This window comes from Catenibacterium sp. UBA627 (assembly GCF_002299355.1).
Taxonomy (GTDB): Bacteria; Bacillota_I; Bacilli_A; order Erysipelotrichales; family Coprobacillaceae; genus Catenibacterium; species Catenibacterium mitsuoka.
In genome coordinates this window covers 1-26,495 of sequence record NZ_DBPF01000032.1, presented here as the reverse complement: position 1 = coordinate 26,495, position 26,495 = coordinate 1, and the positions used below count along the sequence as shown (strand labels likewise).

The 26,495-nt window shown below is 34.4% G+C and carries 33 protein-coding genes, 1 tRNA gene and 1 pseudogene; 5 read left to right on the top strand and 30 right to left on the bottom strand.

Annotated features, from left to right (window positions below):
- Nucleotides 1-235: 235 nt before the first annotated feature.
- The 5 genes from B2S90_RS02045 to B2S90_RS02025 form a co-directional block, all read right to left on the bottom strand.
- A complete protein-coding gene (locus B2S90_RS02045) occupies nucleotides 236-1,201 on the bottom strand; it encodes a dipeptidase (RefSeq protein ID WP_055233655.1) in 966 nt (321 codons plus the stop codon).
- Nucleotides 1,201-1,449: a hypothetical protein gene (locus B2S90_RS02040; protein WP_055233654.1), complete on the bottom strand. Its 249-nt coding sequence runs from the start codon at nucleotides 1,447-1,449 to the stop codon at nucleotides 1,201-1,203. The genes B2S90_RS02045 and B2S90_RS02040 overlap by 1 nt, the downstream gene beginning before the upstream one ends.
- 6 nt (nucleotides 1,450-1,455) lie before the next feature.
- Nucleotides 1,456-2,235 carry an HAD family hydrolase gene (locus B2S90_RS02035; RefSeq protein ID WP_055233653.1) on the bottom strand — a complete coding sequence of 260 codons (780 nt, stop codon included), beginning with the start codon at nucleotides 2,233-2,235 and terminating at the stop codon, nucleotides 1,456-1,458.
- A 59-nt stretch (nucleotides 2,236-2,294) separates the two neighbouring features.
- Nucleotides 2,295-2,564: an HPr family phosphocarrier protein gene (locus B2S90_RS02030; RefSeq protein ID WP_055233652.1), complete on the bottom strand. Its 270-nt coding sequence runs from the start codon at nucleotides 2,562-2,564 to the stop codon at nucleotides 2,295-2,297.
- Between the two features lie 114 nt (nucleotides 2,565-2,678).
- A tRNA-Trp gene (locus tag B2S90_RS02025) sits at nucleotides 2,679-2,752 on the bottom strand.
- Nucleotides 2,753-2,848: 96 nt separating this feature from the next.
- On the opposite strand from B2S90_RS02025, the gene B2S90_RS02020 reads away from it, so the two are divergent.
- On the top strand, nucleotides 2,849-3,202 hold the full coding sequence (locus B2S90_RS02020; RefSeq protein ID WP_055234910.1) for a hypothetical protein: 354 nt from the start codon (nucleotides 2,849-2,851) through the stop codon (nucleotides 3,200-3,202).
- Nucleotides 3,203-3,239: 37 nt separating this feature from the next.
- Here B2S90_RS02020 and B2S90_RS02015 read toward each other — a convergent pair whose 3' ends face one another.
- Nucleotides 3,240-4,679 (bottom strand): glycoside hydrolase family 1 protein, encoded by a 1,440-nt coding sequence (locus B2S90_RS02015; RefSeq protein ID WP_055234908.1) that lies wholly within the window; start codon nucleotides 4,677-4,679, stop codon nucleotides 3,240-3,242.
- 130 nt (nucleotides 4,680-4,809) lie between these two features.
- Between B2S90_RS02015 and B2S90_RS02010 the strand changes: the two genes are divergently transcribed.
- The 3 genes from B2S90_RS02010 to B2S90_RS02000 are packed head-to-tail and all read left to right on the top strand — an operon-like array spanning nucleotide 4,810 to nucleotide 6,603.
- Nucleotides 4,810-5,196 carry a GntR family transcriptional regulator gene (locus B2S90_RS02010; protein ID WP_055234906.1) on the top strand — a complete coding sequence of 129 codons (387 nt, stop codon included), beginning with the start codon at nucleotides 4,810-4,812 and terminating at the stop codon, nucleotides 5,194-5,196.
- Nucleotides 5,183-6,001 (top strand): ABC transporter ATP-binding protein, encoded by an 819-nt coding sequence (locus B2S90_RS02005; RefSeq protein ID WP_278860330.1) that lies wholly within the window; start codon nucleotides 5,183-5,185, stop codon nucleotides 5,999-6,001. Before B2S90_RS02010 ends, B2S90_RS02005 begins: the two co-directional genes overlap by 14 nt.
- The gene (locus B2S90_RS02000) at nucleotides 5,998-6,603 is read left to right on the top strand and encodes an ABC-2 transporter permease (protein WP_278860331.1); all 606 of its coding nucleotides are present in this window, start codon (nucleotides 5,998-6,000) and stop codon (nucleotides 6,601-6,603) included. The genes B2S90_RS02005 and B2S90_RS02000 overlap by 4 nt, the downstream gene beginning before the upstream one ends.
- A gap of 10 nt (nucleotides 6,604-6,613) precedes the next feature.
- Here the strand turns inward: B2S90_RS02000 and B2S90_RS01995 are convergent, their stop codons facing one another.
- The 7 genes from B2S90_RS01995 to B2S90_RS01965 all read right to left on the bottom strand — a co-directional run bounded on the left by B2S90_RS01995 (nucleotide 6,614) and on the right by B2S90_RS01965 (nucleotide 12,014).
- The gene (locus B2S90_RS01995) at nucleotides 6,614-6,997 is read right to left on the bottom strand and encodes a hypothetical protein (RefSeq protein WP_286696480.1); all 384 of its coding nucleotides are present in this window, start codon (nucleotides 6,995-6,997) and stop codon (nucleotides 6,614-6,616) included.
- Between the two features lie 46 nt (nucleotides 6,998-7,043).
- Nucleotides 7,044-7,943, bottom strand: a complete 900-nt coding sequence (locus B2S90_RS01990; RefSeq protein ID WP_286696479.1) for a DMT family transporter — start codon at nucleotides 7,941-7,943, stop codon at nucleotides 7,044-7,046.
- Nucleotides 7,944-8,023: 80 nt separating this feature from the next.
- A complete protein-coding gene (eno, locus tag B2S90_RS01985; RefSeq protein ID WP_286696478.1) occupies nucleotides 8,024-9,319 on the bottom strand; it encodes a phosphopyruvate hydratase in 1,296 nt (431 codons plus the stop codon).
- Nucleotides 9,320-9,528: 209 nt separating this feature from the next.
- The gene (locus B2S90_RS01980; RefSeq protein WP_278779310.1) at nucleotides 9,529-9,927 is read right to left on the bottom strand and encodes a hypothetical protein; all 399 of its coding nucleotides are present in this window, start codon (nucleotides 9,925-9,927) and stop codon (nucleotides 9,529-9,531) included.
- A 115-nt stretch (nucleotides 9,928-10,042) separates the two neighbouring features.
- The gene (locus B2S90_RS01975; protein ID WP_022424431.1) at nucleotides 10,043-10,939 is read right to left on the bottom strand and encodes a LysR family transcriptional regulator; all 897 of its coding nucleotides are present in this window, start codon (nucleotides 10,937-10,939) and stop codon (nucleotides 10,043-10,045) included.
- A gap of 24 nt (nucleotides 10,940-10,963) precedes the next feature.
- Complete coding sequence (locus B2S90_RS01970) at nucleotides 10,964-11,347, bottom strand: hypothetical protein (protein ID WP_055289653.1); 384 nt, start codon at nucleotides 11,345-11,347, stop codon at nucleotides 10,964-10,966.
- Nucleotides 11,334-12,014 carry an MBL fold metallo-hydrolase gene (locus tag B2S90_RS01965; RefSeq protein ID WP_286696477.1) on the bottom strand — a complete coding sequence of 227 codons (681 nt, stop codon included), beginning with the start codon at nucleotides 12,012-12,014 and terminating at the stop codon, nucleotides 11,334-11,336. Before B2S90_RS01965 ends, B2S90_RS01970 begins: the two co-directional genes overlap by 14 nt.
- A gap of 83 nt (nucleotides 12,015-12,097) precedes the next feature.
- Between B2S90_RS01965 and crcB the strand changes: the two genes are divergently transcribed.
- Nucleotides 12,098-12,460, top strand: coding sequence for a fluoride efflux transporter CrcB (gene crcB, locus B2S90_RS01960; protein ID WP_278779304.1), 363 nt, complete (start codon nucleotides 12,098-12,100; stop codon nucleotides 12,458-12,460).
- 25 nt (nucleotides 12,461-12,485) lie between these two features.
- On the opposite strand, the gene B2S90_RS01955 is transcribed toward crcB, so the two are convergent.
- The 17 genes and pseudogenes from B2S90_RS01955 to B2S90_RS01875 all read right to left on the bottom strand — a co-directional run.
- Nucleotides 12,486-12,734, bottom strand: coding sequence for a TIGR03905 family TSCPD domain-containing protein (locus B2S90_RS01955; RefSeq protein WP_040389980.1), 249 nt, complete (start codon nucleotides 12,732-12,734; stop codon nucleotides 12,486-12,488).
- A gap of 18 nt (nucleotides 12,735-12,752) precedes the next feature.
- The gene (mgtE, locus tag B2S90_RS01950) at nucleotides 12,753-14,096 is read right to left on the bottom strand and encodes a magnesium transporter (RefSeq protein WP_278860336.1); all 1,344 of its coding nucleotides are present in this window, start codon (nucleotides 14,094-14,096) and stop codon (nucleotides 12,753-12,755) included.
- 106 nt (nucleotides 14,097-14,202) lie between these two features.
- A complete protein-coding gene (locus B2S90_RS01945; RefSeq protein WP_278779300.1) occupies nucleotides 14,203-15,492 on the bottom strand; it encodes a galactokinase in 1,290 nt (429 codons plus the stop codon).
- 82 nt (nucleotides 15,493-15,574) lie between these two features.
- On the bottom strand, nucleotides 15,575-16,738 hold the full coding sequence (locus B2S90_RS01940; protein ID WP_055233256.1) for a cation diffusion facilitator family transporter: 1,164 nt from the start codon (nucleotides 16,736-16,738) through the stop codon (nucleotides 15,575-15,577).
- A gap of 44 nt (nucleotides 16,739-16,782) precedes the next feature.
- Nucleotides 16,783-17,139, bottom strand: coding sequence for a hypothetical protein (locus B2S90_RS01935; RefSeq protein WP_055233257.1), 357 nt, complete (start codon nucleotides 17,137-17,139; stop codon nucleotides 16,783-16,785).
- 36 nt (nucleotides 17,140-17,175) lie between these two features.
- A complete protein-coding gene (locus B2S90_RS01930) occupies nucleotides 17,176-17,964 on the bottom strand; it encodes a histidinol-phosphatase HisJ family protein (protein ID WP_286696476.1) in 789 nt (262 codons plus the stop codon).
- Nucleotides 17,957-19,426, bottom strand: coding sequence for a UDP-N-acetylmuramoyl-L-alanyl-D-glutamate--2,6-diaminopimelate ligase (locus tag B2S90_RS01925; RefSeq protein WP_055233259.1), 1,470 nt, complete (start codon nucleotides 19,424-19,426; stop codon nucleotides 17,957-17,959). The genes B2S90_RS01930 and B2S90_RS01925 overlap by 8 nt, the downstream gene beginning before the upstream one ends.
- A gap of 44 nt (nucleotides 19,427-19,470) precedes the next feature.
- Nucleotides 19,471-20,112, bottom strand: a complete 642-nt coding sequence (hisIE, locus tag B2S90_RS01920; protein ID WP_006506050.1) for a bifunctional phosphoribosyl-AMP cyclohydrolase/phosphoribosyl-ATP diphosphatase HisIE — start codon at nucleotides 20,110-20,112, stop codon at nucleotides 19,471-19,473.
- Nucleotides 20,112-20,879, bottom strand: a complete 768-nt coding sequence (hisF, locus tag B2S90_RS01915) for an imidazole glycerol phosphate synthase subunit HisF (RefSeq protein WP_022425665.1) — start codon at nucleotides 20,877-20,879, stop codon at nucleotides 20,112-20,114. The genes hisIE and hisF overlap by 1 nt, the downstream gene beginning before the upstream one ends.
- Nucleotides 20,869-21,588, bottom strand: coding sequence for a 1-(5-phosphoribosyl)-5-[(5-phosphoribosylamino)methylideneamino]imidazole-4-carboxamide isomerase (hisA, locus tag B2S90_RS01910; protein ID WP_006506048.1), 720 nt, complete (start codon nucleotides 21,586-21,588; stop codon nucleotides 20,869-20,871). Before hisA ends, hisF begins: the two co-directional genes overlap by 11 nt.
- The gene (gene hisH, locus B2S90_RS01905; protein WP_286696475.1) at nucleotides 21,582-22,190 is read right to left on the bottom strand and encodes an imidazole glycerol phosphate synthase subunit HisH; all 609 of its coding nucleotides are present in this window, start codon (nucleotides 22,188-22,190) and stop codon (nucleotides 21,582-21,584) included. The genes hisA and hisH overlap by 7 nt, the downstream gene beginning before the upstream one ends.
- On the bottom strand, nucleotides 22,191-22,778 hold the full coding sequence (gene hisB, locus B2S90_RS01900) for an imidazoleglycerol-phosphate dehydratase HisB (protein WP_022425668.1): 588 nt from the start codon (nucleotides 22,776-22,778) through the stop codon (nucleotides 22,191-22,193).
- A gap of 3 nt (nucleotides 22,779-22,781) precedes the next feature.
- Nucleotides 22,782-24,077, bottom strand: a complete 1,296-nt coding sequence (hisD, locus tag B2S90_RS01895) for a histidinol dehydrogenase (protein ID WP_278860340.1) — start codon at nucleotides 24,075-24,077, stop codon at nucleotides 22,782-22,784.
- A 1-nt stretch (nucleotide 24,078) separates the two neighbouring features.
- Nucleotides 24,079-24,702, bottom strand: coding sequence for an ATP phosphoribosyltransferase (gene hisG, locus B2S90_RS01890; protein ID WP_055233264.1), 624 nt, complete (start codon nucleotides 24,700-24,702; stop codon nucleotides 24,079-24,081).
- Nucleotides 24,695-25,657, bottom strand: a complete 963-nt coding sequence (locus B2S90_RS01885; protein WP_055233265.1) for an ATP phosphoribosyltransferase regulatory subunit — start codon at nucleotides 25,655-25,657, stop codon at nucleotides 24,695-24,697. Before B2S90_RS01885 ends, hisG begins: the two co-directional genes overlap by 8 nt.
- A 332-nt stretch (nucleotides 25,658-25,989) precedes the next feature.
- A pseudogene (locus tag B2S90_RS01880) lies at nucleotides 25,990-26,295 on the bottom strand (type II toxin-antitoxin system RelE/ParE family toxin).
- A partial coding sequence (locus B2S90_RS01875) for a hypothetical protein (RefSeq protein ID WP_286696474.1) occupies nucleotides 26,288-26,495 on the bottom strand: 208 nt, incomplete at its 5' end. The gene B2S90_RS01875 and the pseudogene B2S90_RS01880, both read right to left, overlap by 8 nt.

The window sequence follows — 26,495 nt, the reverse complement described above, 5'->3', positions numbered from 1 at the left end:
TCTCCTTCATGTTATTTATGTATATTATTATATAATATTTTCAGAATTAAAAAAAGAAAGACATGTGCACTATTTTACATAAATATTAACTGTATTCATATTACGTTCACAATTCTCCATTATATTGATATACGTAGTTCACGGATACTCCCAAGTGACTACATAACTTCTCCCCCAAAAAGTTATTAAAAGAAAAATGACAGGCTTCCCCATCATATACGGCCTGTCATTTTTTCTATTTCAAGACTTCTCTATAAACGCGTAATACGTTTTTATAAAAGACTTTTTCAATTTCTTCAGTTGTCAATCCTGCGTCTCTCAATGCCTTTTCTAATCGAGGTAAATAAGACGCATTTTTCATTTCTAGATTTTGTGAAATACCATCAAAATCAGAACCTAAGCCAATACAATCAATACCTGCTAAGTCCTTGATATAAAGAATATGCTTCACCATATCTTCAATGCGTGACTTTTCCGCATTCTCGCCTAAGAAACCAGCAGCATAGTTAAGCCCCATAACACCACCACGATGTGCAAGTTTTAAAATCATATCATCACTCATATTACGAGCATGAGGACATACAGCTCGTGCATTAGAATGAGATGCCACAAAAGGCTTCTTGACGACATCTAACACATCATAGAAACATCTATCTGACATATGAGACACATCAATAATCATACCGAGATCTTCCATCTCTTTAATATAGGCTTTTCCTGCATCAGTGAGACCATGAACATCATCATATGTATGATAACCATATGTATCATCATTCATATCAAAGTTAGGATATGTGAGTCCATTGACATGGTTCCAGCTTAAGGCCACCATACGTACACCTAAACGATAATAGTTTCTTAAATAAGACAAATCTTCATGAATAACTGCCCCTTCTTCAATAGTAAGCAGCGCACTCATAACACCATTATGTGTATTCTCCATGATTTCATCATAAGTTGTAACTGGCTGGATCTTGTCCTTATTCTTTCTCATTTCTTGATAGAAATAATCAATACATTTCATCACATGATCGACTGGATCAGCTGTTTTCTTTAGTTCAGTAAAGATTGCGAAGTTCTGTAAAAGATAATCTCCTTCTTCCATCTTTTTTAAATCAATATTTAAATTATTTTCACTTAATGAGAGGTGATTCTTTTCCATCTCATAAAGTGTATCACAATGCATATCTACTACTTTCATTACTCTACCTCAAATGGGATATCTAAAGTCTTATAGGCTTCTGTTTTATCCTGTGTTTCCTTAAGCCATTCAATGGCTTTTTTTAATTCTTCAGGATCTTCTTCTACAATACCCCCTACTGCAACCTGTACAATATCATAAATAGACTGCCATAAATCATCAAAACTATGTGAATCCTGATCAGCCATTTCACTATCTACATACACATCTAAATCTCTACCTGTTTCATATGCTTCTTTTAATGTCATTTTCCTCTACTCCTTTATATATCCAAAATGAATACAAGCTTTATAAATACCATCATCATCAATGTCTGCAGTTACATAATCTGCTTCCGCTTTAGTCATTGCATCACCATTACCCATACAAATTGATGTTGAGGCATGCTTCATCATTTCTATATCATTCTGTGAATCACCAAAACATACATAATGATCACTACCCAATACCTTTCCTAATTCCATAATACCTGTTGCTTTAGATACACCTGCAATGGCAACATCCGCAAAGCAGGATAAGCCTGGCAATACAGAAATACCTTCTAAATCAAGAAATGGTTTATAGTCCCACCCTTTAGGACCATAGATAATCATCATATCTACAAGATCTGTCCCGTTATACTTTTCTACAGGACCGATCTGGTTTCCAAAATAACGCTGTGTCTCTAAGACATACTCATCTGGTTCCTTTGTGATAATACGATGTTCCTTTTTTAAAGTTACTGCAAGATTCAATTCATCTGCTTTCGCAATTGTGCGAATAACATCCTCATTCTTAAAATGATGGACATTGATTACATTGCCTTTCCCATCTGTAATCAACTGACCGTTATTAAACACAAATCCATCCCAGTCGGCAATATCCTGTATACCAGTACGTAAGAAAGAGTCTCTTCCTCTTCCTGTTGAAACAACGATCGGATATCCTGCTTCCTTTAATTTCTTAAGTGCAAGAATCGTCGAATCATATACTATATGTTCATCTGTCGTGCCTCTAATAGTACCATCCACATCAAAACACATCATCGGTTTCATACCATCAACTCCTTACGCCTATTATACATAAAAAAGAAAAAGAATGCATCATGCATTCTTTATCCGATAATACCTAATTCTTTCATTTTTTCATGTACTGCTTCAATAGCTGTTTCTTCATCGTCTCCATCGGCAGTAATCACAATCTTTGCCTTTGTTGGAATACCTAATGAAAGAACACCCATCGTCGATTTAAGATTCACGGTTTTACCTGAATAAGTTAAGGTAAAGTCACTGTCGAAAGTCTTTGCGACTTCGATAAGATCCATTGCAGGTGTCGCATATAAGCCTACTGGATCTGTTACGATACATGCTAAAGTTTTTGCCATAAATTGTAACCCCTTTCATAACTATATTATACCACAATAACAGGGGTATTAAATAAATAAACATAAAATTAAATAAAAAAAAAAACGAACAAATTAATGTTCGTTGTTTACAGATGGCAGGGGCTACAGGAATCGAACCCGTATCAACGGTTTTGGAGACCGATGTTCTACCATTGGACCAAGCCCCTAAGTTAGACTGCTTGTTTATATTACCATACCAATTTCTAAAAAGCAATAGTAAAATGCATAAGAAAATGATATTATTGTATAAGTGAGGTGAGTCTATGTTTTTTAAACGTAAAGAAGCAGTACAAACACTAGAAATCAATCATGCTTATGAAGAATTTCAAAATAATATGAATATTATTCTACTATGTGTAGATGATGATTTAAAGTTTGATGTCAGACATCCAGTTGATGCACAATGTTATCCTGCAAGATTAATTGATCAGCATGCAAAAAAAGATCTTGATCCTACTGCAATATATTATGTTTATGCCCTTGCAGCTGGCACTGCACATGAAGGTGCAAGAAAATTAGTCAAAGCTGGATTTAAAGTCTGTGATTTAGGATCTCTTGTAGATTTCAAAGGACCTGAAGAAGGTAATTCAGTCAAACAAAAAAGACATAAACATTAAAGAAGGACTATAAAATTCATAGTCCTTCTTTTTCATATTATTTTAAATCTTCCCCATTTGTTTTGATGACCTTCTGATACCAGTAGAACGATTCTTTTCTACGTCTAGAGAAGTCACCTGTCCCATCATCATATCTTTCTACAAAGATGAAACCATAACGTTTAGCCATTTCACCAGTAGAAGCCGATACTAAGTCAATACATCCCCAAGGAGTATAACCTCTTAAATCAACACCATCTAATACTGCTTCATGCATCTGTTCAATATGACTTCTTAAGTAATCAATACGATAGTCATCACGTACTTTACCATCTTCATCAATCTTGTCATATGCACCTAAGCCATTTTCTACGACAAAGATTGGTTTCTGATAACGATCCCAGATTTCATTTAATGAATATCTTAAACCGATTGGGTCAATCTGCCAACCCCAGTCACTTGCTTTAAGATATGGGTTTGATACACCACCTAGGATATTACCTGAACCTGCTTCTTTACTCTTATCTGCTGTTTGACAATTAGACATATAATAAGAACATGTATAGAAATCAACTGGACCAGCCTTTAAGATATCTTCATCGCCTTCTTCCATAACGATGTTGATATTATTTTCTTTAAAGTATCTCTTAATATAGTTTGGATAAGCACCACGGCACTGTACGTCTGAACAGAACCAGTTCATTAAATGATTCCTTTCCTGGTTCACAATCTGATCATGCGGATCACATGTTAAACCATAGCTAGTGGCCATAATCTGCATACATCCTACCTGATAGTTAGGATCAATTTCATGAGCCATTTTAACTGCAAGTGCACTTGCCACAAACTGATGATGTAATCCCTGGAAACGATTCTGAGGATTATCTACCTGTTCCATGAAATTCATTGTCTTGATTTCATTTAAAATACCCTGTGATAAGAAACCACCCATTGGTGTAGTCGCTGAGTTGATTTCATTAAAAGTCAACCAGTATTTTACCTTACCTTTATATCTAGTAAAAATTGCTTTACAGAAGTTTAAGTAACAGTCAATCATACGACGATCTGCCCAGGCATTCCATTTCTTAGTTAAGTTAAATGGTACTTCATAATGGGAAATAGTAATTAATGGTTCAATATTATATTTACGACATTCATCAATTAATTCTTCATAGAACTTTAAACCTGCTTCATTAGGTGTTTCTTCATCTCCATTAGGGAAGATTCTAGTCCATGCAATTGAGAAACGATACATCTTGAATCCCATTTCTGCAAATAATGCGATATCTTCTTTAAAACGATGATAATGATCAATCGCATCATGTGAAGGATAGAAAGTACCTTCTTCTAATACTGGTGTAATGCGTTTACTTACTGTTGCTGTTCCTCCAGTACATACGTCAGGACAGGAAATACCTTTTCCACCTTCCTGCCATCCACCTTCTAGCTGGTTGGCCGCAGTTGCGCCACCCCAATAAAAGTCTTCTCTAAAACTCATCATTATGTCCTCCTTGTTTTCAAGAGTATACTATCAAATATTATAAGATTATGCTTATTATTTTCAAAATTTGAATTTTATATTGCACAGTGTTATATACTGTTATATACTGTTTATAGGAGGAAGAGATATGCATATTATCATTAATCATTCGTCAATGATTCCTATATATGAACAAATTGTAGAAGCCATTAAAGAAGCAATACTCTCTAATCAGTTATCTCCTAATGAAGCACTCCCTTCAGTACGTGCTTTATCTAAAGAATTAAAAATCAGTGCTTTAACTGTGAAGAAAGCCTATGATTTCTTAGAAAAAGAAGGCTATACAACAACTGTTCATGGAAAAGGAAGCTATGTATTAGAGGTTTCTCAAAATGAAGTAAAAGAAAATTGTTTAAAAGAAACAGAAGAACTATTATCTCGCGCTATAGAAAAAGGGAAATGTTCTGGCATTACTTATCAGGAAATGCAGGACATGTTATCTCTTGTTATGGAGGATATTTATGATTCACATTAATCATTTAAAAAAGAGTTATGGCTCATTTACTCTTGAGTGTAGTTTAAATATTCCTAAAGGTATTATTACTGGAATTATAGGAATGAATGGTGCTGGTAAGAGTACATTATTTAAAAGTATTCTTGGTATTAATCCTATTGATGAAGGAAACATACAGATACCTGATAAACAGGATATTGGTGTCGTATTAAGTGAAACAGGATTCAGTGAATTCTTTACTGTATCCGATATAATCAGTATTCTTAAATGTACTTATAAACGTTTTGACGACGATTTGTTTCAATCTTATTGTCAGCGTTTTAATATCCCTTTAGATAAGAAGGTTCGTACATTCTCTACAGGTATGAAAGCAAAACTCAATATCATTATTGCATTAACACATCATGCACAGTTGCTGATCTTAGATGAACCAACTGCAGGACTTGATGTTCTTACTAGAGATGAAATACTTGATATACTGAGAGATTACATGGAACAGGAAGATTGTACTATTCTTATTTCTTCTCATATATCGAGTGATTTAGAATCATTATGTGATGATCTTTATGTAATTGATCATGGGCAGATCATCATGCATGAAGAAATGGATACACTTCTGTCTCAATATGGCGTGTTAAAGGTATCTAAAGAAGATTATGAAAACTTAGATAAAGATTATCTGCTGGAAGTAATGAAAGAACCATTTGGTTATTCCTGTCTTACAAATGAAAGACAGTTCTATAGTGAAAACTATCCTACAATTGTAATAGAACAGAATCATATTGATACTATGATTCCTGTTCTATTGAAAGGTGAACGCTTATGAAAGGACTACTCAAAAAAGATTTATTATTACTTAAATCTCAAATAAAGTATATTGTAATGATTGTTGTAATCTGTCTGATTATGGCTTATGCAAATTCTGGATTTGCGTATATTTCTAGTTATCTTACATTCATGGGAACAGGACTTGTCTTCAATTCATTTTCTTATGATATGTATCACAATGAGATGAGTTATCTCTTTGCCCTGCCTTTCAGCAAGAAAGAGTACTGCTTAGAGAAATATATCTATGCACTCACTGTTACATTCATATCATGGCTCATTGCATTCCTTATAAGTTCCGCAGCTCATATTAACTTAGAAGCAGTGATTGTCCAGTTTGCCATGCTCTTTTCCGCATTCATATATATTTCTATCACGATTCCCGTAATGATGAAATACGGTCGTGAAAAGGCAACTATTATTGTCTTAATGTTGATGCTTGTTTTATTTCTTGCAGCCGCAAGTGGTGCAACTTCAATAGGCATGTTGATGAGTCAAATTTCAGCATTCCTACTCATTGGAATATATGCCTTCATTGTACTCATTGTCTTAATCATCTCATATAGAAGTACAATCTCTATTCTTAACGATAAAGAACTATAAGAAAGAACCGCTAGATATTGTAGCGGTTCTGTTTGTTTATATATTGTCCAATCATTATTCCAAGCAATGATGGAAATACACCATATAATACAATTTCTGAACTTGGTGCAAGAATCTTTTCTATATCAGTTAATGATACATGAATAAAGCTAAGATAACAGCCAAGTAGCTCCATCATACCAAAGAATAATGTAAGTAAGTAAATAGCACGATGATCTGACTGACCATAGAGTACTGATATAATAAAAGCGGATGCAGGCAATACTAAATATAAAATAAACAATGACACTTCAATAATCTGTCCTGGATGTGTTCTTGACCAGGCAAATAATATATACAAAGACCAAATCATCATATAAATGAGAAATGGAATCCCCTTCTTTAACTTCTTCATAATAACCACTCCCTAATACTATTATATTACAAAATATATGTAATAGTTATGAATTTGATACTTGATCACTAGGAAGAGCTAATAAGAAGATTGTCACAAGAATCATCGCAAAACCAACAAGATCAATACCCTTAAACGATGTAGATAACCATACAAAGGCAAATAATGTAGCTGAAACAGGTTCAATGCTTGCAATCATACTTGCTTTGACTGGTCCAATATCTACAACTCCCTGTAAATACAATGTAAAGGCAACTGCTGTACCAATGACTATTATACCTATTGTCGCAAGTACTCCAGCTAAGTCTAATGCAGGTACAAGAGTCCATGTCTTGCCTGCACATAATAGCACAATACCACCAAATAACATTCCAATACCTGTGACTGGTACACTACCATAGACTGCCATCAGACGCTTAGGATAGATAGAATATGCAGCAGCTGTAAAACCACAGAATATTCCCCAGAATAATCCTGTTGGAGTAAGTGCTAAGCCATTTAAACGACCATGTGTCGCAATCACAAAGGCACCACCTAAGGCTAAAACAATACATAACGCTTCAATCTTATTTGGTAATCTCTTCGATGTAAGACAAACGAAGATCATGATATAAATTGGTGAAAGATACTGTAATACTGTAGCCGTTCCCGCATTAGATGTATTAATAGCCTGTAAATAAGTAAACTGACACAACATTAAAACAAAACCAAAACCAAATGTTTTAAGCAAGTCTTTCTTTTGACTTACTAAACGTTTCATCGCTTCTTTTTGTGTCAATGCGCCAAATAGTGTAATCAATAATCCTGCAAAACACATACGCATAGATGTGAGCCACATAGGATTGGCTTGATAATGAGTAAATAAGAACTGTCCGCTTGCACCTGAAAATCCCCAGCATGTTCCACCAATTAAAGTGAGAAGTACTCCTCTTTTAAAATGTTTCATAATAATTCCCCCGAAAATATGTTCATATATCATAACACAAACGAATTAAAAGAGAAATAAAAAAGGCAGATTTCTCTGCCTTACTTATTGAACTTGAATGTCTTAATACCTGGATAAACTGCACTATCACCTAAAGCTTCTTCAATACGAAGTAACTGATTGTATTTAGCCACTCTTTCACTTCTACTAGGAGCACCCGTCTTGATTTGACCTGCATTGAGTGCAACAGCTAAATCCGCAATAGTTGTATCTTCTGTTTCGCCTGAACGATGAGATACGATGGCTGTCATGTTTGCGTTATGTGCCATCTTAATGGCTTCTAATGTTTCAGAAAGAGTACCAATCTGGTTTAACTTAATAAGGATAGAATTACCCGCTTTTAATTCAATACCCTTAGATAAACGTTTAGTATTAGTAACGAATAAATCGTCACCTACAAGCTGCACTTTATCTCCTAATTCCTGAGTCATAAGTGTCCAGCCTTCCCAGTCTTCTTCATCTAAACCATCTTCTAATGAATAGATTGGATACTTTTCAACTAAAGAATTCCAATGTGCAATTAACTCTGCAGATGTATAAGTCTTACCTGACTTAGGTAATTTATAGAAGCCTTTCTTATCAGTCTTCCATTCACTTGATGCAGCATCAATTCCAAGTACAAAGTCTTTACCTGGTTCATAGCCTGCATTCTTAACTGCTTCTAGAATAGTTTCAATTGTCTCTTCATCAGTTGATAAGTCTGGCGCAAATCCACCTTCATCACCTACTGAAGTAGCGAGTCCCTTAGATTTTATTAATGACTGTAGTGCATGGAATACTTCAGTCGCCATTCTTAAGGCATCTTTAAAGCTATCAGCACCTACTGGCATGATCATGAATTCCTGTACATCTACAGTATTAGTTGCATGAGCACCACCATTTAAGATATTCATCATTGGGACAGGAAGCTTATTCGCATTCACACCACCAATGAAACGGTATAAAGAAATACCTTCACTCTTAGCAGCAGCCTGAGCAGCCGCTAAAGAAACAGCTAAAATCGCATTGGCACCAAAGTTAGATTTATCTTCTGTACCATCTGCTTCAATCATTAGTTTATCAACATGATATGTATCTCTTGCATCTGCACCAATGACTGCTTTCGCAATTTCATTATTCACATGTTCGACTGCCTTAGAAACACCTTTACCACCAAACTTCTTAGGATCGTTATCTCTTAGTTCTAATGCTTCAAATTCACCTGTAGAAGCACCACTAGGGCTTGCAGCACGTCCTACTGTACCATCCGCAAGTGTCACTTCTGCTTCTACTGTAGGATTCCCACGAGAATCAATAATTTCACGTCCATATACTTTCTCAATTAGATATTTATTCATTGTTTACCTCCAAGTTAGACCTCTCTAACCACGGTTACTCTAGCATAACTATAGTTATTAAACAAGTAAAGTGACCAGAAAAATTGATTTAATATATTTATTGCATTTACCCTATATGTATGATAATTTCTAGTTAGTTACTACTAACTAGAAACTAAAAAAACATATCCTTACAATCCTTAAGAAAAGAGTGGCCACGGCCACTCTTTTTACTTGATATTTAATTGTTGTGAGAGACGATGTGATGCTTGCATCACTCTTATCATTGGTAGATCATGATTAACTGGAGAATCTACACCAAAGTAGACCTTCATAACCATAACCGCAAAGGCATTGGCATCGATAACATATTCAAGATCATGAGGTTGTTTCATATTTGTATAATCCTGATAATAACGTCTTAATTCTGTAAATAACGCAAATAAGGATTTTTGATTTTCCTTCTTGAAAGCATCGATATCAACATATAAGCATCCTTGATTTCCTGATATATATTTCACTAAATGATAGTTCTGACCTTCTGGCATTTCATAACTAACATCAACGCGAGGGACATCCTGAAGACTACAACCAAAAGAGATCAGTTTCTCTAAATAACGTTTCAACATGAGTCTTACCTCCTTCAACATCACACTTGTGATGTTGGTAGTATTTTACACCAAAAATTAAAAAAAGCAAGAATATCACTAGTAATATTTAAGTAGTAAAATCAAGAGATCATCATTATATATGCTTTTTTAGTGCCTCCATATAGGCTTCTCCATAACGTGAAAGTATCATATTCTTTTGTGTAATAGTGCCTACTTTCATAATTTCATCCACTAATAAAGGAACAGAAATAATTGTTTCCCCATTCAATTCTTTAGAGATAATACCAGTAGATACTGTATAACCATTTAAACCTATCAATAAGTTAAAGAGTGTCGCACGGTCTCTTACCTTAATGTTTCTCTTTCTATCCAATGTACTTAATACTTCTTCTGAGAAATAGAAAGAATTATATTCTCCCTGTTCAAAAGAAAGATAGGGATAATCTTCTAAGTCTTTAAGAGTTAATGTCTTCTTATAAGCAAGAGGATGGTGGTAAGAAATAAAGACATGAGGTTTTGCGACAAATAGTTCTTTAAATTCTAAGTTATTCTGTCTGATCATCTTCATGATGACTTCTTCATTCTTAGGGCATGTATAAAGAACACCTATTTCACTTTTCATAGTAGAAACATCTTCGATAATTTCATGTGTCTCTGTTTCTCTTAATGTAAAATCATATTGGTTAACACCAAACTGTCTAATAACATCTACAAAGGCATTAACTGCAAATGAATAATGTTGGCAGGATACACTAAAATGAGGACTTTGGTGTTTATCATTCATATAGCGTTCTTCAAGTAGATCAGCTTGATCCAATACCTGTCTAGCATAACTTAAGAATGTTTCTCCTTCTCTAGATACAATAACACCTTTATTGGTACGTCTAAATATTGTGATATGCATTTCGCTTTCTAATTCTTTAATCGCATTTGTAAGAGAAGGCTGTGAGATAAATAGTCTTTTAGCCGCCTGAGTAATGCTTCCTGTCTGTGCTACCATGACGACATAACGTAATTGATTGAGTGTCATGATTTTCCTCCTTTTCCTGGGAAATTATTTTGTTTTGAGTGTCAGTTCTGCAATCTTTGTCTGACCATCCTGTAAATAGAGTGGTAATGTACGTGACGATGATGTGATAGAATCCTTGTCTGTTTTCTTTAAATAACCTTTAATCCCTTCTTCACTTTCTGCAAGAATGAGATCAGGAACACTACCTACATAGTCTGATAAATCAGGACCATAAGTCTGCCCTGATTCATTTTTAGGATAGCCCTTTTCAATGATTTCCTGGCTATCAGGAATAATCAAATGATTATTAATATAGGCAATCTCAAAGCGAGACATCTCATTTGATATATTTTTCTGAAAATAGAGAACACCACATATAGAAATTATAAAAAAGAGGGGAATAACCCAAAGTATTTTATATTTTGACATCCATAATTTCTCCTTCTTGTGTAAATGCAAGAACCTGTTCTTTATGACCATGTTCTTCTATAAATCTTTCAATGACATCATATTTATTCCAACAATGCATCGGGACAATATAACGCGTATGACATACTTTTAAGAAGTCTGTAACACCTTCATGATAATTATCTTCTAGACGAGGATCTAAAGGAATAAAGGCTACATCTATATCAAAGTCCTTCATCTTTTCTAGTTCTGTATGATAAAGGTTCTTCTGCCAATCAAGCCACTCTTTATCTTCCCCAACCCAATCCCAGTTATTGAGATCTCCTGCATGATAAAGAGTATAACCATCTACTTGTACCATAAACGCAATACCTTCATCATTTGATAAATAAGTACTTACTTCTATATTAGAATCAAAATAAACAATATCATCCTTTAAATAAGAAATAGAATCATCTTCTATTTTCTCAATATCACCAGATAGTAAATAATGAACATCTTTGTATTCATTCTTTAAGTCAAAAATCTTCTTAGAATAATGATCACCATGTCTATGACTTGCAAAGACATAAAGTTTCTTTCCTTCAGGTACTTTTGGAATAGTCCCTGTATAATAATCAAATAACAAGCATGTACGATCTGTTTCTATAAAGAAACTGCTATGAGTTATATAAGTAATTTTCAACATAATACCACCTCTATTTTTGTATTATAACACCTTTGATTCTCTCTTCCATCTATTTTATAATACATGAAAAAGGAGGAAAGTCTATGACAGCATGTTTATATGTCGGTATGGGTGGTTTTATAGGTTCAGTACTACGTTATTTATTCGGTTTGATTCCTTTAAAGACAACACATGGATTTCCATTACTGACTTTATTTATTAATATTCTCGGTGCATTCCTAATAGGTTTTATTAGCACAATAGCTTTAAAGAAGTCTATGAATCCCCACTTAGTTTTACTACTTAAAACAGGATTATGTGGGGGATTTACTACCTTCTCTACATTTACGTTAGAATCCTTTACTTTACATAAGAATGGCAATACAACTCTTGCAATGATTTACATAGTTCTAAGTATAGTACTTGGACTAAGTGCAGTCATTCTAGGTGATTATTGTGCACACTAAAAGGCAGATTTCTCTGCCTTTTTAATTATTTGATTGCTTCTTTTAATGCATGTGCAAACTGATCTGCACAAGATGTATTTTTCATACCACAAGTATTGCCTTCTAGAATAGCTACGATTTCTTCTGCTTCTTTACCTTCTACAAGTTTACCAATGGCTTTTAAGTTACCATTACATCCTCTAGTAAATACAACGTTATGAATTGTGTGACCTTCTAAGTCAAAATCAATAGCAGTTGCACAAGTTCCTTTAGTCTTATAAGTAAAATGTTCCATAACCATATCCTCCATCTCTTATATTAACAAAGGAAGGAATAATGTGGCAAGACCTAAAAAGAAGAAAAAGCCCATACAGTCTGTCACAGTTGTGACAAATACACCTGATGCAAGTGCTGGATCGATATTTAAACGTTTTAAGATAACTGGTACTAAATAACCCGCAATATTAGCTGCAAGCATATTTAAGATCATAGCCAAACCTGCGACTAAACCAAACCATGGGTTACTAGCAAACCACCAGGCACCAAATGCGACAATAATACCAATCACAATACCTGATAATAAGCCAACTGTAATTTCTTTACAGAAAATCTGGAAGGCATTGTCTTTATCCACTTCACCCAAAGATAAACCACGACATAAGATAGTAAGTGATTGTGTACCTGCATTACCACCCATTCCAGTAACAATGGACATAACTGAAGATAAAGAGACAACTTTCGCAATAGTAGATTCAAAATTAGCAACAACTGCAGCAGCCATAACAGCTGTAAATAAGTTGACAATAAGCCAAGGAATACGGCTTTTTGCGGATTCTAATACCGTAGAATCTACACGTTCTTCACCACTCATACCAGCCATTAAGTTGATATCTTCTGTTGTTTCTTCTTCCATGACATCCATAACATCATCAATTTCAATCACACCAAGCATATGATACTCTGAATCTACAACTGGCATCATATAGAAGCCATATTTCATAAACTTCTTAGCTACTTCTTCCTGGTCCATATTAATATCTACTGTTTTTACATTAGGATTCACAATATCCATGATTGGTGTATCGAAAGGAGAAGATACAATATCTCTTAATGAAATAACACCTTTTAATACCTTTTCTTTATCTAAAACATATAAGTAATAGGTTGTATCTTCTTCAACCTGAGTCTGTAAGAACTCCAATGTCTTTAATACTGTATTATTCGCTTTAATAGAAATGAATTCTGTTGTCATGATACCACCAGCAGTGCTTGGATCATATTTCAACAGGCTCTCAATATGTGTCTTATCCTCTATGTCTAATTTAGATAATACATCTGCACGTTCTTCTGGATCATCTAGTTCACCAATCAAATCGGCTAATTCATCATCACTCATCTCATCTAGGATAGCACTCTGACGATCTTTAAGGAATGTTTTAAGGATTTCATACTGTTCATCTTCATCCTCTTCTTCCTCAATAACATCCGCAATAATATCATTTGGAAGTTTAGAAAGAATATTATTTAACTGACTATGATGATCCTGTAATACATCAAGAATATCCGCGGGGTGAATATCGTCTATCGCTTCCTGAATCTGTTCTGAAGTCCCATTTATTAAGAGACTAGCAAGATGTTCTTTTGTCATCTTATCCATGTTATTCACCCTCCTTGTATATATAAAAGCCCTTTGCCATTTTATCATTTTTTATGTTAAATCTAAAGCCTTATGATGTAAAAACTAGTACAAAAAAAGTCATCGTTTAGATGACTTTCATAGCGCCCTGCTGTCTGATATGAGTGACATAACAACAATGTTTACCCATATACTTTTCTATTTCATTCTTATACTTTCTTGCATAATCATTTTCAACAAATACCTGGATAGTCCCTTCAAAACCAGGGCCATGTACTCTTACTACACCCTTATCTTTTAGAATCTTTTCACTCATACAGATTGCGAGAGAAATGTTCTGATGAGAAGGATCTTTTGAAGAATAAACATTCTGTAAATATTCAAATGAACTATTACCAGAACGCTTCACCTGGATCTTAAATTCATTAAAGTTACCATCTCTTAGTGCCTTTAATTCTTTATTCACACGCTTTTCTTCACTATAGAAATGCATTGCACGTAAGATAGCTCTATCTGAACATACTTTACGCATTGGAATAATATGATCATAGAATTCATTTTCATCTACTTCTCTTAAGAATTCTTTACCAAAATATTTGGCTACTGATCTCATTTCTTCAATAATGGCACGATATTCTTTCGTTAAGTTAGCTGGTACATCTTTAGTATCTACAATACATAAAGAATGATTGAACTGTTCAAACTTGATCATCTGTTTCTTAATAAGTGGTTTCCTAGGATCCTTGAAATCAATCTTAATTAAGCCACCAATCGCACAAGCTGCCTGGTCCATTAAACCACATGGCTTACCAAAATAGATATTTTCAGCATACTGTGCAATCTGTGCAATAATTAATGAGTTAATTGAACCACTATTGTATAAACCATTAAGAATAGTGGCAAGAAGAACTTCTATTGCAGCACTTGATGACATACCTGAATAAAGTGGTACTTCACTTGTAATATAAGCTTTAAAACCGCCTACTTCATAACCTAGTTTCTGGAACTGAGACACAATACCTTTAATTAAAGATTCAGTTGTACCCTGTTCATCAAAAGCTAACCTTAATCCTGTTTTACTAATTGTAATAGGGCGAATATCTGGGAATCCTTCAGACACAAGTCTTACAACATTGTCATCTGTAGGTGTTACAACCGCAATAATATCACGGTTTACAGCACATGCAAGCATCTTACCATGCTGATGATCTGTATGCATACCACAGATTTCACTACGTCCTGGTGCACTATAGATTTCTACTTCTTCATCACCATATAATTCAATGAATTTTTTCAAAGCAGCGACATAACGATTTTTCTGCTTTGTAAGTCTGGCATCTTCTGTATAAAGATCCTTGATCAGAGCTTTGTATTCCCCTTTGTTAAATCCTGTAATAATCTTACTTGCTTTTTTCACTTAAATCACCTCGAATATATATATGAAATTATTGTTAGTTATCTATTAAGATTTTAACATTTCTTACTATGGTTGTACACTTCTAGACAAATGAATATTCGAAATTAATCACACAATAGTATGTTGTATTCATTTCTTTGACCTTAGAAGTAATTAATTTATTAAGTTCCTTCTTACTATATTTATCATCCTTCATTAATACATCAAAGACAAGATTAGTATGTGTAGGACCTCTCACTATTCTAAAGTCATGGATAGAAAGTGATGAATCAATAGATTCTACAATACTTGTCATTTTATCTCTTAATTCATTTGTGAGTGTATCATGGATATCAATAGGATCCATATGAATTGTAGTAAGGATATGAAATTTCTCCATCATTGCACGTTCAATGTTATCTATTTCATCATGCGTTGTCATCATATCTATAGAAGCATCTACTTCACAATGAACAGTTAAATAACGACGTCCTGGGCCATAATCATGCATCATCAAGTCATGAACACCCATAACACAGTCATAACTCATCAAATAGTCTTCTATTTCTTTAATTGTTTCTGGTTCTGGTTTAATACCAAGAAGTGGATCAATGGTTGATTTTGCGATAGAGATGCCAGAAATGACAACAACAACAGAGACTGCCGCACCAATGAGACTATCCACTGGTAGATCAGTAACTAAAGAAGCTACTAGAGCCACAATAGTGGCAGAAGTTGCCATGACATCATTCATACTATCCTGGGCAGCTGCTTCTAATGCGGTTGAGTTGATTTCTTTACCCGCTTTACGATTAAAGTAACCCATCCATATCTTAACGAATACTGAGAATATCAAAGCAATAAGTGCAGGAACACTGAACTTGACTGCTTCTGGATTAAAGAGTTTTAAGACTGCATCCTTTAAACTCATTAAACCAACTAAAATAATTAAAAAAGATATACCTAAACCTGTAATATATTCAAAACGTCCATGACCATATGGATGTTCTGCATCAGGATGCTTATTGGCTAGCTTAAAGCCAAAGAAAGTCGCAATGTTACTTCCTGCATCAGATAAGTTGTTGTAACCATCTGCAACAATAGAAACAGAATGAACTAATGTTCCAAAAATAAGTTTAAACACTACAAGTATAATATTACATACTATAGAAATAATAGAACAGACTGTTCCATATTGTTCCCTTACATGTGCATCTTCTGTATTCTTATAATCACGTACAAATGTCTTTATTAATAAATGATACATAAATATTCCCCCTTAACTATTAAAAAAGAGAAAGGAACCTTTCTCTAAAAAATTGAAACAATTTTTCTAACGTAAACGTTTCTTCCCTCACGTCTTACAAGTTCTAATTCATCCATCTCATCAAGATAGCCTTTAATCTTTGCGGCATTGACTTTCTTATTCGCAATCTTAACTAACATCTCAATAATTGCAGGAGAATCATCTTTTACATAGGCATTATTATCCTGATCATAATGTGGTTTATTCAATAATGTATTTAATACAGCCACATAAGCCCATTTGACTTCTAGTCTTATAAGATTATACTGCATCCCATTAAATAATTCACCAGGAATGTAGTATTGATCATTTTTTTCGCCATTTAGTTCTTCTACATCATCTTTTGTAAGTATTTCTATCATCTTTATCTCTCCCATCTCGCCTATTATAACATAGACTTAATTATCTTTCACTCTTTTTGTGAATGTAGTTACATCTTCAAAACCAATATCATGATAATGTTTTAAAACATCTTCTACATGTTCTCCTACACGATCACTTGTATGAGAATCAGTACCCACTGTAATTATTGTACCACCCAGTTCTTTATAACGCTTCACAATATCAAAACTAGGGAAACCGCATGTCTTATTTAATGCATATCCTGATGTATTGACTTCAATACCCTTACCCTTTTGAATAAGTGTCTTTAAGATTTCATCAATAATATCCTGATACAACTCATGTTCTACATGTTTATCCTCATACGGACCATAACGCATAATATAGTCTAAATGACCTAAACAGTTGAAACAGTCAAATGTCTGTACACATTTTAATGTTTCTTCAAAGAATTCTCTATGTGCTTCTTCTTTTGTTTTACCCTTGAAGAATTCTCCATAATAGAATTCTGTATGATGAATAACATGAATAGAACCAATAACATAATCAAAAGGACATTGTGCTACAAAAGTGTTGATTTCATCAATATGATCCATGTCTAATCCAACTTCTACACCAATCTTAATAGTAATACGATCTACATATTCATTCTTCAAGGCACTCAGTTCCATGAAATATGCATCTGTATCGAGATCAAATGTATCAATAGGATAATCAAAATCACGATGATCAGTAAAACATATTTCATCTAATCCCATTCTAATTGCCTGTTCAATATGTTCACGAGGACTTGCTTCACTATCACCGCTAAAATGTGTATGCATATGATAATCAATCTTACGCATTAAGTCCACGCTCCTTCTTATATTCCTCTAATACTTCTGTTTCAGAGAAATGGCGTGTCACTTCATCTTCACCTATCATATACGTTTCATGACCTTTACCAAGTAATAAGACAACATCACCTTTACAAGCCATATCTAATGCATGATAGATGGCTTCTTTACGATCAGGAATAATCGTATATTCACCATGATACTTATCAATACCCACTACGATGTCCTTGCAGATATCTACAATCTTTTCTCCTCTTGGGTTATCTGCAGTCAAGATAGAATAACCACCATGCTTTGCAACTACTTCACCAGATTCATATCTTCTTGTTTTAGAACGTTTTCCTCCACTGCCATAAACTACAATTAACTTATTAGGATTGTATTGTTCTACAGTAGAAATAATACTTTCAAAAGAAACACCATTATGCGCATAATCGATTAATACGCTATAATCAGGTGAGACATGCATGACTTGTCCTCTACCTAATACATGAACCTGTGGTAATGTATTTTGTATATCCTTTGTAGGGACATCAATTAAATAACAGATCATAATAGCGACTAATGCATTATAAGCATTGAACTTACCTGGCATAGAAGCTTTAAAAGAGGCATTAATTAATCCCTTTGTATCAAAGGTAATACCTAATTCACCATTCTCATTATAAAGTTCAATATGGAGAGCTTTAAGGTCACTGTCTTTTTCAATACTGTATGTTAATACCTTGCAAGGAACATCCTTTGTGAACTCTTCAAAATGTTCATCATCCTTATTAAATAAACCAACCTGACAGAAATCAAATAAATGTTTCTTACATGCCATATATTCTGCAAAATCTTTATGTTCATTAGGTCCAATATGATCAGGTGAAATATTTGTAAAGACACCATAATCAAATTCAATACCAGCGACACGATTCATCTTTAAAGCCTGACTTGATACTTCCATGACACAATATTCACAATCATGTTCTACCATCTTTCTCATGATACGCTGTAATTCATAAGATTCTGGTGTTGTATTGGCTGTAGGTTCATGGATATCTCCAATAAAAGTACCATTTGTCCCAATAATACCAACTTTCTTACCTGCATGTTCTAGAATAGACTTGATCATTAATGAAGAACTCGTCTTACCCTTAGTCCCTGTAATACCAACAACCTTTAATTCTTTACTAGGATAATTAAAATAAGAACAAGATAATAAAGCCAACGCAATACGCGTATCCTTGACTCTAATATAAGTCATCCCCTCTTTCAAAGGGACATCCTGAGAAATCACAATCGCATGGGCTCCCTTTTCAATCACCTGATCAATAAAATCATGTGCATTAAAAGCAGCACCAACCATACAGACAAATAAGCTGCCTTCTTCTACCTTACGCGAATCATAGACTAATGTTGTAATATCTACATCTTTATTCCCAATGATTTCATATTCAAAACCATTTAATAACTCTTCTAATTTCATAAAAACACCTCTCTTAAATGATTATAACAAAAAAAAAGAGAGAATTAAATCTCTCCTCTTGTATGGAATACTTTTTTGTTGCCTGTCACCTTATGTCTTTCCTTTAATTTATCTAAAACATCATCTACAGTTAAACCATAGGCATTCATTAAGACTAGTACATGATAATATAAATCACCGATTTCACCAATTAAATCTTCTTTAGATGTATTCTTAGCTGCAATAACTGTTTCAGTAGCTTCTTCTCCAACCTTCTTGCAGATCTTATCAATACCTTCATTTAATAAGTAGTTTGTATAAGATTTTTCTACTGGATGTACTTTTCTATCTTCAATAAGATCATAAAGCTCATGCGCAAAATCACTATTGTCATAAGGAATCACTTCATTAAAGAAGCAAGAATAAGAACCTGTATGACAAGCAGCTCCGACCTGTTCTACATAAATAACGATTGTATCTAAATCACAATCCAAATAAAGACCTTTAATATGCTGGAAATGTCCTGATTCTTCCCCTTTATGCCATAGCTTATTTCTAGAACGTGAATAGAACCAAGTATCTCCTGTTTCTAACATCTTTTCATATGCTTCTTCATTCACATAAGCAAGCATTAATACCTGTTTAGTCTTGACATCCTGTACAACAGCAGGTACAAGACCATTCATTTTCTCAAAATCTGGTTTCATTACTTATTTCTCCTTACTGGAATACCTGCCTGTGCGCAGGATTCCTTAACTTCATCCACTGTGGCTTCACCAAAGTGGAATAAACTTGCAGCTAATGCAGCATCGCAGTCTGTTTCTTTAAAGACATCTACGATATCTTCTTTACCACCACAGCCACCACTTGCGATAACTGGAATATTGACTGCTGCCACTACTGCCTTCAACATATCGATATCAAATCCATCTCTTGTTCCATCCGCATCCATACTTGTAAGAAGTATTTCACCCGCACCAAGAGATTCACATTTCTTAACCCATTCTATTAAATCGAGTCCAGTATTTGTACGTCCACCTGCGACATAGACATCCCATCCAGAATGGTCTTCTCGTGCTTTCGCATCTACTGCCACAACAACACATTGAACACCAAACTCATCACTGGCTTCCTTAATAATATTTGGATTCTTTACGGCAGCTGAGTTAACAGATACCTTATCTGCACCTGCTGCAAGAATCATACGAAAGTCTTCGACAGTACGAATACCGCCACCCACACATAGTGGAATAGAAAGTTCATCAGCCCCTCTTTGGATCAGATCCTTGATGATATCTCTATTTTCATATGTAGCAGTAATGTCTAGAAAGACAACTTCATCTGCACTTTGACGGTCATATTCTTTTGCTAGTTCAATTGGGTCACCAACATCCTTCAGGCCAACGAAATTAACACCTTTTACAACCTTCCCATCTTTAATATCTAGACAGGGAATAATTCTTTTAGCCAGCATTTTCAATGACCTCCTTTAGATTAATACGCCCTTCATAATATGCCTTACCTACAATACAAGCATAATAATCACGTTTATTTACTTCATAGACATCTTCATCATCTTTTACACCACCAGAGACTACAAAGTTAATCTTAGAATTAGCATGTATTTCTTCATAAAGAGGGAAAGAAGGACCTGTGAGAGTACCATCCTTAGAGATGTCCGTACATACTATATATTTCACACCTCTCTCTTCTAGTTGATGAATAAATGTCAGATAATCTACATCACTTGTTTCAAGCCAGCCGGCAATACTGACCTTTCTATCTCTTACATCTACCCCTACGACTATTCTTTCTGGTCCATACTTTTTTAATGCTTCATCAAGAAAAGCAGGATTCTTAATTGCAGCCGTACCAAGAATCACACGATCTACCCCAATCTCATCTAAATACATAGAGACTGTATCCATATCACGAATACCTCCTCCTAATTCCATGGGAATAGAAATAGCAGCACGTATTCTTTTAATTGTTTCTTTATTAGTTGCATGGGCATCTTTTGCACCATCTAGATCTACTACATGGAGATACTTTGCACCCATCTTCTCAAATCCTGCTGCTAATTCTTCAGGATGTGATGAATAAACAACTTTCTTATTGTAATCACCCTTATAAAGACGGACTGCTTCTCCATCTTTTAAATCAATGGCTGGAATAACTAACATGAAACCAACTCCTTAAAGGCACGTAAGATCTTCTTACCAATCTCTCCACTCTTTTCAGGGTGGAACTGCGTACCCATGACATTATCTTTATATACAAAAGCAGTAATCTTCTTACCACCATAATTCACATAAGCTCCAATCTGATTTTCTGGACAATGAGCACTATATGAATGTACAAAGTAGACATAATCGCCTTCTTCTACATACTTTAATAAAGGATGAGACTGTTTAACAACTAACTGGTTCCAACCCATATGTGGAAGTTTTGCATCGACTTCCATCTTATCGACAGAACCTTTTAAGAATCCTAATCCTTTTGTATATCCATTCTCACTGCCTTCTTCAAATAAAAGCTGCATCCCAATACAAATACCAAGTATTGGTGTTCCCTTGTCCTTCACTTCATTAAGTACAGGCACAAGATGACATGCTTCTAAATTACTCATAGCTGCAGGAAATGCGCCAACACCTGGAAGAATAATGCCATCCGCCTGACGAATAACTTCAGGATCATTTGTGACAACTACATCCATCCCCTGTCTTTTACAGGCATTTGTGACTGATCCAAGATTTCCCACATGATAATCAACAATCGCAATCATTTATAACACTCCTTTACTTGATACTACCTGCCCAATGTGGGCTTCATCAATTGTGACAGCCTCCTTGATGGCACGTGCCATAGATTTAAATATTGCCTCTATAATATGATGTGTATTCTTACCATAATGTTCATTAATATGTAAAGTCATGAAGCAGTTATAGGCAAATGCACGGAAGAATTCTTCTGTCATTTCTACTTCATAATTACCTAGATGAATATTATCTAGTTCTACATTAAAAACTAAATAAGGACGTCCACTGAAATCTAAGTCAGTCGTCACAAGTGCTTCATCCATAGGAATAGTAAAATGACCATAACGGGTAATACCACGCTTATCACCTAAAGCTTTATTGAAGCACTGTCCTAAAACAATCCCTAAGTCTTCTACAGTATGATGAGAATCAACCTGTAGATCACCCTTACATCTCACCTTTAAATCAAAATTACCATGGAAAGCAAGAAGCTCAAGCATATGGTCCATGAACCCTACACCTGTATCCACATCTGCTTCTCCTTTACCATCAATATTTAAAGAAACATATACATATGTCTCTTTTGTCTGTCTTTCTATTTCTGCCTGTCGCATAAATTAATCCTCAAAACGTACCTTGATGCTATTAGCATGTGCATCTAAACCTTCTAGATGTGCAAACTTCATAATATCATCTTTGAATGTACCAAGTACTGCCTGTGGATAATAGCTGAAAGCAGAATGCTTTATGAAATCATAAACACCTAAAGCACTATAGAACTTAGCAGTACCACCTGTTGGTAATACATGGTTTGTACCACTCATATAGTCACCTAATGGTTCTGGTGTATATTCGCCTAAGAATATAGAACCAGCGTTCTTGATATTTGGTAATTGTTCTAGTGGGTTATCTACTAATACTTCTAAATGTTCAGGTGCAATCTTGTTAGATAAGTTAATGCCTTCCTTGATACTATCTACAATAACAGCACCACCATAGTTGTCTAATGAAGACTTGATGATGTCTTTACGAGGTAAATATTCTACCTGTCTAACTAATTCTTCATCTACATTCTTTACTAATTCTTTTGAAGTTGTAATAAGAATCGCACTAGCAAGCTTATCATGTTCAGCCTGGCTCATTAAGTCAGCTGCGATATATTTAGGATTTGCATTCTCATCAGCAACAATAAGAATTTCACTAGGTCCGGCAATCATATCAATATCAACGACTCCATAACATAACTTCTTGGCAGTTGCGACAAAGATATTACCTGGACCTACAATCTTATCTGCCTTCGTAATTGTATCTGTTCCATAAGCAGCAGCGGCAACACCCTGTGCTCCACCACATTTATAAATCTTAGTGATACCAGCCACATAGGCAGCAGCTAAAATAACATCAGAGACCTTACCATCCTTCTTTACTGGTGTAATAATATAAAGATCTTCTACACCCGCAAGCTTTGCAGGTACAGCATTCATCATAACAGTAGAAGGATAAGTAGCAGTTCCACCTGGTACATATAAAGCCACTGTTGCGATTGGACGCACTAATTGTCCCATGACAACACCATTATCCTTATACATAGTCCATGATTTTTCAATCTGGTTCTTATGATATTCAGTGATCTGATCCTTTGTGCGTTCTAGAATCTTCATGAATTCAGGACCTACCTTAGTAATAGCATCCATGATTTCCTGTTTAGAAACGATGAAATCATCCTTTCTAGAGACATGGAAACCATCAAACTTAGCACAGTATTCCTTTAATGCATCATCCCCATTTTCACGTACATTATTAATGATCTCACTGACTGCCTTATTGACTTCTTCAGATATTTCAGTTTTTCTTGTATGAAGTTTATTTTCTAGTTCTTCATAGTTTCCTTTATAAATCAATTCTTTTAACACTTTAATGATCCCCCTTCTTTAGTGCATCCACTAGTTTGAATATTTCATCCTTCTTATATTTTAAAGCCACTTTATTCACAACCATTCTTGTAGAAATATCTGAAATCTTTTCAATCACTTCAAGACCATTGGCCTTAAGTGTAGATCCTGTTTCTACAATATCTACAATCGCATCAGATAAACCAACTACGGGTCCCAACTCTACAGAACCTTCCAGTTTAATAATTTCTACATCCTCCTGTTTAGATGCGAAGTATTCTTTTGCGGTCTTTGTATATTTAGAAGTAATACGTTTACGACGATTAAATGTCTTTGTGCGGTATTCTGGGTAAGCCGCTAACGCAAAATAACATTTACCAATCTCTAAATCTAATAACTCATAATAATCATCAAAATCAGATTCATCCAAAGTATCCTTACCGACAAATCCAACATCCACAATACCGTGTTCTAGGAAAGTCAATACATCATTTGCTTTCGCAAAGATCATTGAAATACCATCCTTTGTCTCTATTAATAACTCACGGTCTTTATTAAAAATAGGATCCATATCAAAGCCCTGCTGCTGTAATAACTTACATACCTGCTTTTCTATTCTTCCTTTAGTAATCGCAATCTTAATCATTGGCTTCATTCTCCTTTCCTATTGCATCCAATACATTATTCAAATGATATGAGAATCCAATAGAAGGTACGTTCTTATAGAAATGATCAAACAAATGATCATAACGTCCTCCCTGGAGAATTGGATGGGCACTATAATAAGAGAATCCCTTCATCATAATACCTGTATAATAACTTCTCTCAGGTACCATACATAAATCAAAGATAATATTCTCTTTATGCTTAGAGAACTCATACAATGATTCCATCTCTTCAATAGCCTCTAGAAGTTCATCATCCTTCACAATCTCTTTCACTTCTCTTAAACACTTAATATCCCCAAAAGCACTAGGAAGAATTAATAAGAGTTTGTTTAAATCTTCATCAAAATCATGTGCTTCTACTAAATGTTTCATATCAGAACTTTTCTTTTTCTTTAAGATATCAGTGAGAGAACGATCCATTACAAGAGCCATTAAACGCTTATAGAACTTTGCAGAACCAAGTTCTAGTTTTAAATCACTTAAACCAATATTCTGCATTGTTTCTTCAATAAGTGATAAGCATTCCTGATCTCCCTCACGTCCTGGAAGACCAAACAACTCAATACCACCCTGAAACAATTCAGAACTTCTACCTTTATGTCGTGCCTGGGTACGATATACCTTACCAAAATAACTATAACGTCTTACTTCATCTGTATGAGCGTTACTATAAATACGTGCAATAGGTACAGTAAAGTCAGTTCTTAAAGTGATACGCTTTCCTTCATGGTTAATGAACTGAAACATTGTTTCTTCATTTGTCCCAAAACCACTTAACAAGTCTGCATATTCAAATGTAGGTAATAATAGTTCCTGGTAGTCATGTGCATTGAATGTCCTTCTTAAATGACCTTCAATTGTACGCATTAAAGAAGCGTCCATTCTAGTTGCATCATTACTTTCTTCAGGAATCAGATATTTAAATTCTTCCAAAGTTATGTCCCCCTTATATATAAAAAGGAACAGGTCCAATGACCTGTTCCCTTATGTCATTGTTTCGTGTCCGTTTTTTTGAGTTGTATGTCAAAACGGGCTGTATCTAATTGATATAACCCTAACTAGAACCACGATGGTGATGGTGTAAATTGTTGACAAAAATTGTGTTTTTCATAAATAATCACCTCAGTTTTTAATATACTACCACATTTCACTTATAAAAAAAAGCATTTTAATACAAAAAGAGCCTTAAAAAAGGCTCTCAATTATAAAATGAAACTGGAATTAAATTTTTATATAAATCTACCATGTAAAAATTGATATCTTTTCTAAAACAACTGTTTAACATAATCTTGCAGACGATGTAGTATTCGTACAATCAAAATAGTTTCTTTAGTAATTTGATAAAATATAATGTAATTATCACATGTTAAAATTCAAAATCCACCATCAATATTATTTTCTAAATACCATACTGGTCCAAGTCGGGGATATTCCTTAATTTCACCAATTTTATTGAGAATTCCTTTTACTGTTTTTTCTGCTGCAATCGGATTATTCAAATCACCATAGATATAATCATAAATTTTATCCAAATCTTTTCTTGATTTTAGTGAATAAAATATTTTAATCATTGTTGAATCTCTTTTCAAAATGTTTTAGCATTTCATCTTCACCAATCCACCCTTCTTCATTCGCAGAAACAACACTTTCATTTAACATGCTCATAAGTTCCATCTCAGCAACAAGTTTATCGTACTTCATTGCTTTTTCATACATTTCCTCCTGTTCATTAATATCCATAATCGTAAAACAACCATGACCATTTTTTGTT